Source organism: Haloferula sp. A504, from assembly GCF_044385805.1.
GTDB lineage: Bacteria > Verrucomicrobiota > Verrucomicrobiia > Verrucomicrobiales > Akkermansiaceae > Haloferula.
The window spans coordinates 1-14359 of record NZ_JBISBU010000023.1 but is presented as its reverse complement, the minus strand read 5'-3'; the positions used below and the strand labels follow the sequence as shown (position 1 = coordinate 14359).

General features: G+C 64.7%; 5 protein-coding genes and 1 pseudogene. 1 reads left to right on the top strand and 5 read right to left on the bottom strand.

Annotation, left to right across the window (positions count from 1 at the left end):
* Window positions 1–30: 30 nt before the first annotated feature.
* From ACG2LG_RS12330 to ACG2LG_RS12320, 3 genes are read right to left on the bottom strand one after another with little or no spacing between them, the layout of a single operon-like run.
* Entirely contained in the window at window positions 31–8826 is an 8796-nt protein-coding gene (locus ACG2LG_RS12330) for a hypothetical protein (RefSeq protein ID WP_396259395.1), read from the bottom strand.
* 23 nt (window positions 8827–8849) lie between these two features.
* Entirely contained in the window at window positions 8850–11432 is a 2583-nt protein-coding gene (locus tag ACG2LG_RS12325; protein ID WP_396259393.1) for a hypothetical protein, read from the bottom strand.
* A gap of 55 nt (window positions 11433–11487) precedes the next feature.
* Window positions 11488–12465: a hypothetical protein gene (locus tag ACG2LG_RS12320; RefSeq protein WP_396259392.1), complete on the bottom strand. Its 978-nt coding sequence runs from the start codon at window positions 12463–12465 to the stop codon at window positions 11488–11490.
* Window positions 12466–12949: 484 nt separating this feature from the next.
* Here ACG2LG_RS12320 and ACG2LG_RS12315 point away from each other — a divergent pair, with 484 nt between their 5' ends.
* Window positions 12950–13291, top strand: a complete 342-nt coding sequence (locus ACG2LG_RS12315; RefSeq protein ID WP_396259390.1) for a hypothetical protein — start codon at window positions 12950–12952, stop codon at window positions 13289–13291.
* 2 nt (window positions 13292–13293) lie between these two features.
* Here ACG2LG_RS12315 and ACG2LG_RS12310 read toward each other — a convergent pair whose 3' ends face one another.
* Together ACG2LG_RS12310 and ACG2LG_RS12305 are read right to left on the bottom strand one after the other, a co-directional pair.
* Complete coding sequence (locus ACG2LG_RS12310) at window positions 13294–14034, bottom strand: TIGR00266 family protein (RefSeq protein WP_396259472.1); 741 nt, start codon at window positions 14032–14034, stop codon at window positions 13294–13296.
* Between the two features lie 171 nt (window positions 14035–14205).
* Window positions 14206–14292, bottom strand: a pseudogene (locus tag ACG2LG_RS12305) (hypothetical protein); the annotation flags it as partial.
* Between the last annotated feature and the right edge of the window lie 67 nt (window positions 14293–14359).

Here is a 14359-nt window from a genome sequence, read left to right as displayed (position 1 = left end):
ATCTTTTGGGTGTTGCAGCGAATGATCGGCTCAGCCGCCGCTCTGGCCGTAGGTGTCGAAGATGAGCTTGATGTCCGAGACCTGGTCGACGAAGCGGTCGAGACCGGTATCCGGATCGGCATTGAGCGTCGCACCCGGGATGATCAGGATCCACTGGGTGTTCCAGATCGAGCGTCCCACCAGGCGCGTGTCCTTGACGCCATCGCCAAGCTGGTCGGGGTAGGCCCGGAAGTCGGAGAAGCGGCGTTGCTCGCCGAGGCGGCCGTTGAGCGAATCGAGAAGCGGGATGTAGCCGCTCGCCTCGATGTCCGAATTCGAGGTCGGAAACGGCACCGGAATCGCCTGCTCGACGACCTTCCAGGTGCGCAACTCGTTGGGATCGGGGCTGCGGGAGACGCGCATGACGTCCAGTCCGGCCGGAACGAAGTAGATTCGCGGCGCTGCCGCAAGATCGTCGAGCACACCATCGGTCTGATAGCCTTCGAATGCCACGCCGAGGCCCGAGATCTTCGTCGCGAAGTTGCTCGTGCTGTAGGCCTGGTCGCCCCCGCTGAGCGGCTTGCCGAAGAAGTTCTTGCCCGAGGTGATGTCGGACGAGAAGCGGATCACGATGCCCGGCTGGGGAATTGCCCGGCCGGAGGCATCCGTCGCGGCAGCGAAGGGACGGCACTGGTTCCGGAACTCCGAGATCTGCCAGAGATCCTCGACGCGCGCCTTCTGGAGCTCCTGTTTCCAGACGGCATCCGGATCGGCTCCCGGGGATGGATACTCGTTGGCCGGAAGGTCCGGCTGGACCTCGCCGGAGGGAAGGATGCGCATGTATTCCTGGCGCAGCGAAATCTCGCCGGTCTCGCGCTGCGGGTTGTTGAAACCGAGCTGGCTGCGCTGCGAGTCGTAATTCTGCTTCAGTTGTCGCATCGCCAACTTCAGCGACCCGACCGTCCTGGCCTTGAGGATCCGGCTGTAGAACGGCGAGGCCGAAGCCTGGTCGGACGACGAATAGTTGGTCTCGTAGTCGTAGGCCGACGCGGCGAGATAGGCATAGCGGGCGGCGAGATCGAAGGAACTCCGGTAGGACTGGAGCGCATGGTTGCGCGAAACCCGGAAGGTCATGTCCTGATAGCGCTCGCGCTGGGTCTGGGCGGCGACCCGCTTGTTGAAGGCGGCCCGTTCGTCGACGAGACGCCCACCCTCATCGAGCAGCGTGCGGTAGCGGTCCGACAGCTCCCGGAGCACCTGGATCTCCTTGAAAACCGCCACCCTGAGGATGGCCTCGTCTCCGACCTGGTCTTCCAGCTCCTTGATCCACTCCTTGATTTCGAGTTCCCGGTCACGGTCGGCCGCGGCCAGCGCCAGTTCGTTCTCAGTGATATCGAGTGCGGTTTCGGCAACCAGCTTGGCGATGGAGAACGCCCCGTCGAATCCCTTGAGCACACTGCCCACCCCGACCTTCGAGAACAGGATCCCGGCCCGGGCGACGGACAGGGCATCCCCCGGCGAGACCGCAAGGCCCGCCGTGGGAAGGCTCCTTGGAATGCCCTCGCGGGCCGCGCCGAAGAGCTCGATGTTGAGATACTGGGCGAGGTCGTTGATCGTCTTGCCGGTCTCGATGGCCTTGATCACCGTGTTGGTCGCGAGCTTGACGCGGCTGAAGATTTCCTCGTTGCCCTGGTTCAGGCCCGAGGTGGTCAGGCGGGCATTGATCAGGCGCAGGATCCGCACCGTCTCGCCGCTCAAGGCATCCCACGCAGCCACCGCCTTGGCGATCTCCGCCTCCTGCTGGATCATCTGGTTGAGCAGGATCTGCAACTCGCCGGTCGCCCCGCGGGCTCCCCACTCGGGAGGCGCCTGGAAGGTGTAGCCGGCCGTCGTGATCGGCATCTGGTTCACGAAGTTCTCAAGCTCGACCTTCGGGTTGTCGAGGTCGGTGTAGTTGACCGCGAACAGGCCCGAAGTCGTATTGGCATCGTACTCGAGGTTGTTGGTGGCGTTGGCGAAGGTCGCATTGAACAGTTCGCGGAAGTTGACGCTGACATCCTTGAGTGCCGTCTCCTTGTTGAGGATCGAGCTGCCGCTGCCGGAGGGCGAGCTGGCGAGGTAGGCGTCATAGAGATCTCCCCCCGAAAGCGCCCCGTTGGCACCGTTGAAGGTGGCGAATTCGAGCACCGGCCGCGGCACGGTGTCGTAGTTGATCTCACGCACCGGCACATACATGTAGAGCCCGAGGTCCGGGCCCTCGTAGCCGGCCGGATAGAGCTTGCCGGGCCCGATGGTGCCCTCGTAGGGCTTGCCGAAAATCTTGATCAGCTCGTTGCGGTAGACGAGGTCCTCCTGAAAGGTCGAATTGCGGAAGTCGATCTCGGAGTTGCCGATCTGGCGGACCATGTTCGCCCGGACGTTCGCGGCATCCCAGCTCATCTCGGCGATCTCCAGCATCCTCTCGAAGCGGTCGTAGATCTGGTCGAAGTGCTGCTTGCCCTCGGTGCCGGCCCCGTATTCCCCGAAATATTCGAAGAGCGGATCGAGGTCGAACATCTGCGCTCCGGCGGCGATGCCCAAGGGGTTGTAGCCGCGGTCGGCCTGGTCGATGGTGCGCTGAATCGCGCTCAGGTTGGCGGAAACCACGCTGATGTCCGCGTTGGTCGTCCGGTCCACCTTGCGGATGCCTTCAAGCTCCTCGTTCGGATGCTCGGCCGGAAGCAGGGCATTGGCCGTGACCCAGTCGAAGTAAGCGCCCTGCCCGGCCCGGCGCGACCATTCGTCGACGCCCCATGCGCGGTCCGGATTCGAATCGGTGTAGCCCTGCCATTGGGCCTCGGGATCCGCGACGTAGCGGTCGCGGTAAGTCATCGCCACGATCTCACTGCCCGCCTTTGCCCGTGCGGCGGCGGCCTGGGCGAACTTCCTTTCATCAAGGAAGTCGACCGTGATCACGATGTCCTGCAGGTTGTAGCTTTCGGACCTCGAGACCCAGTTGAAAGAAGGATGGCGGAGCAGCTCATACTGGTTCCGGACCGCGGTCAGGTAGTGCCCCCACGCATCGCCGTGACCCTGCGGAAAGAGCACCATGGCATCATCTTCGTCCACGAAGCCGTCTTCAGTGACGTCACTGATGTCGTAGTTGGTGGCGTAGGCCGCCTCGCCCTCCCCTTTGGTGAAGTTCCAGAAAAGCCGGTTGTAAACCGGACGGGCGAAGAAGTCATCGACGCCGCGGAGCATCGCCAGTTCCTCGTCGATGGGTGAGGCGAGCTGGTTCTGGAAGGTGAAGACCGAGCTGGCCAGCGAACCGTAGTCGACGCTGTTGCTGCCGTGACCGATGGTCGGGTCGACCGCATCGCCGTAGGCCTCGTTCCCGAGCAGGGTGTAGAAGTCGGAGATCCGGGTCGAGGCAAGCTGCAGCGCGTTGGCAATCGCGGGCGTCGAGACCGGGCGCGACAGGTCGATACTCAGGCTACGTCCACGATTGAGAATGGTCTCGTAGAGTTCGATCAGCCCGACGTTCTCGATGACGTTCTTGTCGGGATTCAGTGCCACCGGACCCTCGTAGCGGGCCCCGAGCTGCGAGATCATGCTGGTGACCGTGGCGGGGTTGTCCCCATCGAAATCCCGGATGCGGGCCTCGTAGGGGTTGACCGCATCGAGCACCCGCTTGATCCATCCCTGGGCCAGCTGGGCCCGGAAGTCCTTGAAGCCGTCGAGATCGGCATCGACGAAGGGCTGCGAGTTGCCGGCACCGGCCCAGGTGAAGTTGACGCCGTTGGTGCCGTCCGGCTGGGGGACGTTCCAGTTGGTGCCGCTGGCGTTGTCGTTGTCGTGGCGGTAACGGCAGAACCAGAAGGTGTCGGCCAGCAGGGCTTCGGGAGCATTCGGATTTCCCTTCAGGGTGATCTGGTAGCGACCGAGGCCACGATTGCCACTCGGGTCGGGGAAAAGCTTCCAAGGGTTCGTCTGGCCGGCGGGAATCAGATCCGGTGGGGGCACGTTCAGGCTCCCGTCGTCCGGGCGATACCACCACTCGAAGACCAGCTGGTCGGCATTCGCGCCGAAGTCGCCGGTCGAGCGCAGCACGATGTTCTCATCAAACACGTTGTCGGAGAGGATCGTCTTGATGGCCCCGCGGTAGCGTTTCTTGCGGTCGACCTTGATGATGTGCGGGGTGATCGGCGAACCACCGAGCGCAGGATCGTTGTTCTCGACGACCGTGACCCAGCTTTCGTCGGGAAAGGGATCGCCGTTGCCCAACTGTCCGAGCGGGTCGAGGAAGCGGTCGTTCGGCACCAGGGCAAGGCCCGGACCGTAGGCACGCATCGGCGCCGGAACCGCCGGGTCGACGAACTGAACGTTGCCGAGCTCGTCTTTCACAATGCCACCGTCCTCATCGAGCAGCGGCTTCTTCATCACCCCGGTGAGGTATTCACCGTTCTGACCGGGAACCCCTTCCGGATTCCGGGTGACATTGTAGAGCGCGTTGACCGAGGTGACCCATGCCGTGCGGTCCGGTGAGCCGGTACTCACCAGATCGAGGATGGCGTCCCGCTCCTTCGCGGTAAGGATATTCGGCTCCAGCACATAGACCGCCGGCGGCGAGGCCGTGAGCGTCGGATCGCCGATCTCCTTGTCGTTCAGCAGACCGCTGAATTCCAGCACGCCGGCCACCTGGGACCCGTTGATGAAACGGACCGCCAACGGGTCGTAACGCAGACGTTTCTGGAGCGAGGCCGGCAGCTCGTCGAAGATGTACTTGCCACCCTTCACGGTGACGCGGCCGCTGGCGGGCTGCAGTTCGCTCGGGAAGCTCGAGGTCGGCAGGCTGGCGGTCCGCTTGTCGAGCGCCTGGGTGACACGGGCGGTCCAGTTGTTCCTGAGTTGCTCCGGCTCGCCCTCGGGGTTGAGGGAGTCGAACACCACCTCCGCCGAGGCGAAGGCCGTAAGCTGGGGCAGTCCGGGCGCCGGGTCGGAGGTTCCGAGGAAAATCTCGTCGGCCGCGTTCTCGCCACCGGAGAAGGTCAGGGTCTCACCCGCCTTCAGGACCGGCGGATTGTCGGGCCACTCGGACTTGTAGATGACCCTGGTCGGCAGGTGCTCGGCCAGCGTGTTCTCGGAGGGGCCTCGCTTGACGTCGGCAGGCAGGAAAGCCACGGCATCGCCGGTGACCGGAACCCGCGGAGTGCGGGTGTCATCGTAGGTCGCGGTGTAGGTCGCTCCATCCTTGACCACCTCCACGGGCGGAACGGTGAGGTCGGAAGGCCACCAGAAATCCGGATTCAGCGGATAGTAGAACGAGGCGTTGAACCACGCACGATTGCCGCCGGAAATCGACCAGTAGGATCCCCGCCAGTCCTCCCAATAGGTTTCCTGCGGGAAGAAGTTGTTGCCGAAGGTCTCGGCGGGCGGGCTGGCACCGATCGCCACCCCGAGCGGGTAGAAGGGAATCACCGGCTCTCCGGCATTCATGACGACGTACGGCTGGCTCGCCAGGTTCGTCGTGCTCGCCGTGAAGTCGTTCGCAAAGCGGTAGAAGGGCTGGTCGCCGAGGCTGCTCTCCCGCTTCACGGTGTAGAGGTTCATCCGGATCTCGTCGGCGGCTTCATCGAAGAACTGGACCAGCACAAAGGGATCGGAGGTGTAGGCATTGGCGCCACTCGTGACGTTCGGGTTGTCGCGGTTGATGTCGCCATCGCGCAGCGCGTAGATGGCCGGCGGTCGCGGCGAGACGTCGGAGAAGCGCAGCGACGGGGCGACCAGGGCATGTTCCTCGTTGGGATTGTAGCCGGGGGCATCCGGATCGGGCTGCTGATAGATCTGGACCGCCTGCAGGCGGGATGGGTCGTAGGTGGTCGCCTCGGGCGTGTCGTCGATGGCCGGTGCCGTGACCTGCTCGCCGCCGGTCCGTCCGAATCCCTCACTGCCGAACTGGCTGGCGATCACGATCTGCGGCGTGTCGGCAGCCCGCGGCCAGACCGGACGGTAGATGCGGGAGATCCACGGCCACATCAGCGTGTCGTTGGCCCTCGGATCGTCGTACCAGACGATGATCGGAAGCTCGTCGTCCGGCACGCCGGGATGTTCGTTGACGGGGATGACCGGTCCCGGCAGCGCTCCCTTGTTCACCACCGACAGCGAGGAGGTGTCGGCGAGCAGTTGGTCCATGTCGTAGATGTCGATCGCCGCCAGGCCCTCGAGCGCGCCGGCATCGTAAACGAAGGGATTGTAGCGAGCCCGGCCGCTTGGATCGTAAACGTAACCGGTCCCGAGACCGGCCCGGTCGACCTGCGGGTCCAAAATCCTCGAACCGACCGGCACCTCCTTCGGGACCGCGGCGAGGCTGACGTTCCACGGCCGGGTATCGACCACCCTCACCGCCAGAAACTCGCGCGGTTCCCCGCGGCCGACCCGTTGCAGTTGGCTGAAGAGCAGGACGCTGATGCCGGGGTTCTCGGTCGAGAACATGCCGTCATCGTCGACCGTGGCTCCGGCGGTGGTGAACTTGACCGAGCGGAAGGAGAGCTCATCGCCGGGATCGGGATCCAGATTGACGGCCGGGGTGCCGTGGATGTGCGGGTAGTGACCGCGGATCTGGCGTTCGGAATCGAAGGGCAACTCGGCGATCACCCGGACCTCGACCGCATTCTCCGCCTCAAGTCCCGGCTTCCAGGGCACCGTGAAGCGTCCGGGGACGGTCGGGAAAAGGCGACCGCTGACCGGGTCCCACTCCGCCATCAGGTCGGCCCCGGGTGGCGTCACGCCTGGCTGCACCGCGATCGGATCGGGGACCGCATTGATGATGGGTTCGGGCTCCCGGACAAAAGTCGTGGCATACTGGGGGGCATTTGCGAACAGGGGTCTGCCGACCGTGGCATGGATCACGATCGCACCCGCACCGTATCGCCAGAGCGCCCGCACCGGTCGGCGCAGGCTCCGGATTTCGTAGCCGATGAATCCATCAGGATTTCCCTGGGTCCACGCGGCCACGGGGCTCCCGTCCACCTCGGCCGGCCCACCGGTGGTGGGCAGCCCGGACGCCGGATCGATCTCGCCCGTGTTCGAAAAGTAATAGCCGTCGCCATTCACCCATCCCGTCAACGCCAGTCCGTCGGGGCCCGGTTCGTTGGCCGGGGCCATCACCCGAATGCTCGCGCCCGGGTCGAACCACGCCACACCGTCGACCACCGTCCGGTCGACCGGTCCGGCTTCGCCGGGAACGACCTCGAAGACCCGCGGCAGGTCGGCCCGCGAGGTATCGTCGGCTGTCAGCCGGACGCCGTACTGGATCTGCCAGATGTAGGTGACTCCGCCGGGACCGTACATCGTGAAGCTCCCGAGTTGCTGGCGCTGCTCGACCGTCTCGAAGGCGAAGCGATTGACATACGACACATGACGCCAGATTCCCTTGGCGAGAGGTTCTCCCGCACCGGTGCCCGACACGAAGGGCACATTGATGGTAAAGGAAAGGCGGTCGACGTTGGTGATGTCCTTGTGGATCTTGTTGTAAAACTCGTATCCACTTCCCGTGATCTCAACGCTGTTCCCCGCGACCAAGCCGTGGTTGTAGGTTCCCGCAGCGTTGTCCTCCATGGTGATCCTGGTCTTGCCTCCATCGTTGGAATAGGAGGCGACCGTGCCGGTCTGCGATTGGCGGATGTCCGCCCGCGTCGGCGCGAGCCGGGCATCGTTGTAGTCCTTGGTCCGGTCCTCGTTCGGCGGGCCGTAGGCACGGTAGCCGTCGACCACGAAACGGATGTCGAGACCGGGATGGCTGAAGTTGTCGACCAGCGAGCCGTCGATCTGGACCACCGGCTGGGTGCCGCGGAGGACCCACTGCTTGCTGACAGGCGGATCCGGGGTGCCCGCCGCGTCGGATGCCAGCGGTCCCGCCCACGGTGTATCGGCAATGACCTCCACGCTCTGGGTCTTGGAAAAGTCGTGCGCGATCCTGAGGGCGTAGTAGTGCTCCCATTTCACCCGGATGTCGGTGTCGTCGAGCGCCTCGAAGTCGTAGTTGGTCGGGTCGCCGGTCTGCGCGATGTCGTTTACCGACATGCCGAGCGCGACAAACCGCTCCTCCGCTTCCTCGGCGATCAGGTCGGGTTCGCCGTCGCTGCTTCCGGAAAGGAACTCGGAATGGATGTTCTTGTACACCTCCTGCGGGGCGATCACCTGGACCCGGTCGCCATGACCGGCCTCGAAGGTCACGGTCTCGAAGTTGTCCGAGACAAGGACACCGTCCCGGTGGACTTCGACACCCCGCACGAAGGCACCGTCATCGCCCTGGGACTCGGCCTGGGTCGTTACGGTGATCTGCCGGCCCGGCCCCCGGAAGATTGGCTCCGCCGGCGCGTAGTCCGGCAGGATCCGGGTGGCAGTGGCGATGCCGTTGCGCACGCCGGCCCGCGCGTTGTTGGCAAGGGTTCCGCCGTTGTTGTAGAAGGCAAAGCGGTTGTTGACGCCGTCATTGGACCCTGCGGTGTCGAGATCGACGCGGAAGGACAGCGATTCACCGGGATCGAAACCATCGTCGGAGGACGACGGTGTCCACACCATCACCGTGGGACTGATGACGAAAGCCCCGTTGTCGCCTGGGGGGGCGTTCGTTTCCAGGAAGTCACTGGTATCGAACACATAGCCGGTCGTGGTGATGTCGAAGGTGACCCCGGTGAACGACAAGTTCGGTGAGTTGTTCGTGATCGTGACGGACGGCCGGTTGGTCGTTCCGCCGATTTCCACCGTGAACAGCAGGTCCGAGGGATCGGCGAACAAGGCCGGCGTGAGACCGGTGGCGGCAGTCAGGGAGACGATCAGCGCGCGGAGTCTGGAGAAGGAATGCATGGGGAAATTTGGGTGGGCGCGCCTCAGCGGCCGTTGAGCGTGTCGATCAGGCTGATTCGCTGAAGTTGGAAACCGCCACGGACCCTCAGGCCGATGTCCTTGTCGGGGCCGAGCGGCTTGTGGAGTCCGAAGATTTCCTCTTCGTAGATGCCGGAAATACGGTCGATGCCGTAGCCGGCCCGGGAGCGTGGTTGGTCGTCCTGCGAGAAGAACGAAAGGGTGACCGTGCGGTTGACGTCGAAGCCCCTCGCATGATCCGGGTGGCGGCGGTGGCGGAAGGGGTTCGTCGGATGATTCGCCGGCAGCAGCATTTCACCCGTGAGGCCGGATGCACCGGGGCCGAAGGAACCGCTCATCGGCAGTTCGGTGAGGAACGCGCGGGAGGCCGCGGTGAAGGTCCCCACGATCGCATCGGTCGCGGCATCCAGGGCACGACGCTCGATCGACTCCGGGGTGGAGATCACGTTCTCACTCTCCTTGACGGCGGCTTCCGCGGCGGCCGAGGCCGCGGTGCCGACGCTGCTGGTGAAGGTTTCGGTGTCGATGAAGTCGTTGTAGTCCAGCGAGGGGACCGTCGGCGGTGCCGGATAGCGCGGAACCTTCGTGGCGAGGGCCTCGCGACCGGCCTCTTCCCCGAGGATCGCCGCCTGGGCGGCCAGCGACGAACCGTCCGTCGCCACCTCACCGAGGATGGCCTCGATCAGGATCTCGACCGCATCACGGGCGCGGCTGTCCGAGTAAGTACTGATCTGGAGGGTCAGTGCCTCGCTCCTGGCTTGGACGACCTTCGCTTGCTGCTCGATCGCCGTGCGCACCGCGTTCGCCTTCCGCCAGCGGCCGCCGTCCGCCGGAACCCAGTCCCCCTTGACCGCGGGATCGCCGTCGGCGTCATCGAAGGCGACGCCGATCGAAAAGCTGTCGGCGTCGATCACCGTCACGACCTGCTCTCCGTTGTATTCCGCCTTGTCAGATCCCGAGATCACCACCCGGTCACCCGATGACAGGCCGTGGGCCACCGAGGAAACCAGGGTCGGCACCACCGACGGCGGCTGGAACGAGGCAATCGGCCGGGGAAGGTCCCAGCTGCCCTTCTGCGCCGGATTTCCTCCGAAGGCCTGGTTGATCGAGAAGGAGTTGTCGTCGATGCGGGTGATCGTCTTGATCCCGTTGTAGGAGGGTTCACCGGAGCCTTGGATCTCGATCCGTGCGCCGTTGTCGAGCCCGTGATCCGGTGCCGTCACGGCGATTCCCGCCGACCCGTCGGCCGTTCCCGCGTAGCCGGTGATCTCGCCCGAGCGGACCGACCACACGCCGGGCACCGGCGGGCTCGAATCGAAGGGCACCTCGATGGTGAAGCGGTCGGCATCGATCACGGAAACCAAGTGCTTGCCGTTGAAGGCGGCCAGCGGTGAATCGCGCAACGTGATCAGTTCGCCATCCGAAAGGCCGTGCGCGGGTGACTCGACGGTCGTCGGGGTGATGTTCGTCAAGGCGGCATAGCCGCTGATCGCACCGCCGGTGACGAAGGGAACGTCGATCTGGAAGGTGTCGTCATCGAAATTGATCACCTTCCGGACGCCACCGTAGGCACCGATCGCGGTATCGAAGATCGCGACCTCGTCATTGGTCACGAGTCCGTGGGCGGGAGAGACGATGACGGTTCCGGGAGCCGGGTCGGCGGGCTGGAACGAGTCGACCGGCACCGGCGGCAGGGCGTCCGCGGCCAAAGCACCGGCTTCCGCCCCCTCGCGGATCATGTCGCCCAGCAGTTCGCTGGCGAGGAAGCGGTCGTAGGCGCCGTCGGTCTCGACGAAGGAGGCCGCGGTGTTCTCGGCCACCGTCCTTTTCTCGTCGTCCGTGGCGTCGGCCGGGAGTGCGGCCACCGCATCGAGGATGGCCTGGATCATCTCGATCCCCCGCCGGTCACCGAAGAAGGAGTTTTCGAAAAGCTCCACGGCTTTCGCCTCGAGGTCGTCGGTCGGACCACCGGTCGCGATCGAGCGCACGGCGGCGAGGGTGAGGGGGTCCTGGAGAAAATCGGAGAAGGCCGAGGCGGCGTCGGCCTCGGCGATGACCGTCTGGGCCGCGGCCTGGGCGGCCGCGGTGACCGTTGCGATCGAGGCGCCGGCGGCCTGGGCGGCAGTGGCCGCAGCCGCGGCGGCGCGACCGGCAATCTCGTTCACCGCCCCGGTTGCCTTGGCGTCACCGAAGTCGAACGCCACGCTCGAAATGCGCGTTGCCGGCTGGGGTGGGAAGTCCCCGTAGAGTCGTGGATCCGTCACCAGCGCAAGATCCGAGTCGGACACCTGGTCTCCCGCCTTCCGACCCACGATCGCCACATGCTTGATCAGGCTGACGTTCCCGGACGCGTCGACGTGGAGGATGAGCCGTAGTTTCGCCAGGTCCGAAGTCGGTGCCGTGACCGCCGGATCCGGCGCCCGCGGGATGTTGTCCTCGTCGAGCGGGATCGTCACCTGGCTGACCTCGGAAAGCGTCGCTTCTCCGACCCAGAGTCCGCGGTGGGGGCTCGACTGGGCTCCGGCGTGAATCGTAGCCAGCAGGGAGAAAGCCAGAGCGAAGCTCCGGCGGAAGGGGCAATGAGTCATGAGTTTGAGGGAAAGGTCGCGGCAGGCGCGAAATCGAGGGCGGTGTTGCAGGCGCTCAGTCGTTCAGATCGTCGCGGAAACCCCGGACCGGCACCCAGTTTTCGGAGCCAAGGTCCGTGGTGATCTTGAGCAGGGTCGCCTGTTCGGCTTTCAGCATGTCACCCGAACGGCATTCAAAGGGAACGGCCACTGATCCGCCGACTTCCAAGGGCGGAAGCGCCTGTTGCCAGGTGCCGCTTGGCATCGGCACGCCGACCGCCGAGATTGGATTCGCGGGGTCGCCGACCGAGCTCACCACCACCGACAAGGGCACCCCTCCCGCCACTCCGGGAACATGGTGGATGGTCAGGCCCAGCGGATGCGGGCAGGCGTTGCGGAGAATCAGCTCCCCGTCACCCCGGCCGACGGAAAGCCCCTGCCTGAGCGGGGTTTCAACCGTCAGGGGGCCTTGGTAGTTGGACGGACCGTCGCAAAAGATCCAGAAGGCCTCTCCGGAGCGCATCGCCTCCGTCGCCGGTTGAAGCACCTGCTTCCAACGGGCATTCACCAAACGATAGATCTTCTGGCCCCGGTGGGCGGGCGAACCCGCGAAGAATTCCGCAAAGGTCGGCCCCCCGGGTGAACGGACGGAGAACCCGACAAAATTGTAGGCATCGGGCTTCCAATCGATGACCGCACGCTCGACCTCGCCGAGCACATTCCACTGACAGGGGGCCGTGGCATGAACCAGATAAGCCCGGTTGCCATGGATGGCGTCGAGGGACCGCAGGAACGACTCCGGCAGTTCTCCCGAATACCAGATGCCCCAGCCACTGCTCGTCGAGAGATTGATCGTCGAATCGGTGACAAACTGGTTGCTGACCGGGTTTTCGAAGAGCGTGGCCGCCTTGTCGACCGGCAAGCCTGCGAACACCTTCGCCGGTGAAGTATCGACAGGCTCGACTTCGAGAAAGACCGCGTTCCAGCCCTTGCCCAAGGAAATCGACTGGGTCCGCTGGAGGCCGTCTTCAGCCCGGGCCGAGAGCGAAACCACGATGGCGAGCAGTGGGAAAAACCACCTCAGCGTGCCATTTCCGGACCAATTTTTGTTAGGGACGACGGCCCGGAAAATCGACATGTGATCAGAAAAAGGGTTGGGAGAGCTCGCCGATGGCAGGAGTTCCCTCAACCAGCAAACATTGAACCGAGCCTTACCCAACCGCCTAAGCTCCGGTAAAGATGAATCGCGCCACAGATGCCGGGATCCGTCACGGATCGCTGATTCCCAGATCTTTACGATGAATTAAAAAACCGCGCATATTCTCTTGGATCCCCCGCTGGGGTGAAACGAACCAGACGTCCCGCCAGGTGACCGAACCAACGGTGCTCGTGCAGCGTGGAGGCCCATCTCCTGCCCGCGGAACGGCGAAACCCACGGACGATGCCAAGGAACCTGCGGGTCACGACACCGTAGTCGAGGACCGGAAAAACGCGGGCGCGGCTTTACCCCGGTGCCCCGTCTGGCAGGATCCCGCTGCATGAAAAACAGCAAGCAAGCCGTCGTCGTCTCGCGCGAAGGCATGGGGTCGGGCGATCCCGAACTCGGACTGCGCCTGCTCCGCAAGTACCTCGCCTCCGATCTCGAGCGCGACGAATGCGCCGAGCGTTACGTCTTCTACAATGGAGGCGTGAAGGCGGCGCTGCTCGACGACGAGGTGAACGCACTGCTCAAGCAACTCGAGCAGCGCGGCTCGCTGATCATCCTCTGCGGCACCTGCCTCGACTTCTTCGAACTCACGTCTCGCCTCAACGTCGGCACCAACGGCTGCATGGGCGACGTCCGCGAGTCGATGGCGATGAGCCGCGTCGACTACCTCTGAGTTCAGTCTCCATCCAGCAGGTTGCCGAGACCGCCGAGCACCGAGCCCTCGCCCTTGCCGCCGGAGCCGATGTTGCCGGCGACCCGGTCGGCAAGGCGCGAGAAGGGCAGGCTCTGCAGCCATACGGTGCCGTGACCCGAAAGGGTCGCGAGGAACAGACCCTCGCCGCCGAAGAACATGCTCTTCAGGTTGCCGGCGCGCTGGATGTCGTAGCTGATGCCGTCGGTGAACGCGACCAGGCAGCCGGTGTCGACCCGCAACTGGTCACCCTTGAGCTCCTTCTTGATCACCGTGCCTCCGGCGTGGATGAAGGCCATGCCGTCGCCCTCGAGGCGCTGCAGGATGAAGCCCTCGCCGCCGAAGAAGCCGGCCCCGAGTTTTCGGTTGAAGGCGATGCTGACCTTGGTGCCCAGCGCCGCGCAGAGGAAGGCATCCTTCTGGCAGGTGATGCCGCCGCCGAAGGAAGCCATGTCGAGAGGCATGATCTTGCCCGGATACGGCGCGGCGAAGGCCGCGCGCCGCTTGCCGGATCCGCCGGCATGCGTGAAGTGGGTCATGAAAATCGACTCTCCCGTGAGCGCCCGCTTGCCGACCGCCAACAGCTTGCCCATCACGCCCTCCTGCGGAGAGGAGCCGTCCCCCATCTTCGCCTCGAAGGTGATGTCGCTCTCGATGTAGTTCATCGCCCCGGCTTCGGCGATCACCGTCTCGCCCGGGTCGAGCTCGACCTCGACGATCTGCATGTCGTCGCCGAAAACCTCGTAGTCCACCTCATGGCAGCGCCGCGAAGCCGCACCGCCGGCCGGGACCGGCGGCGGCGGCGTGGAACCCCCCGCGAACAACGCGGGAAGCACCCCGGAAGCCGGTGCCCACTCGGCCATGCCCGATTTCCACAGCATCGTCTGCGGCGTGACCGTGCCGGCCGCGACCAGGCTCTTGAGTTGTTCCTCCGTGACCTTCTGCGAGGCGTTCTGACTGTCGAGATAGTGCCATTCCTGCATAACGGCCCACGTCGTAGCAAATCGACCCGTGCTGACGATGGTAAAATCAGGCCTGATCCGTAACCTC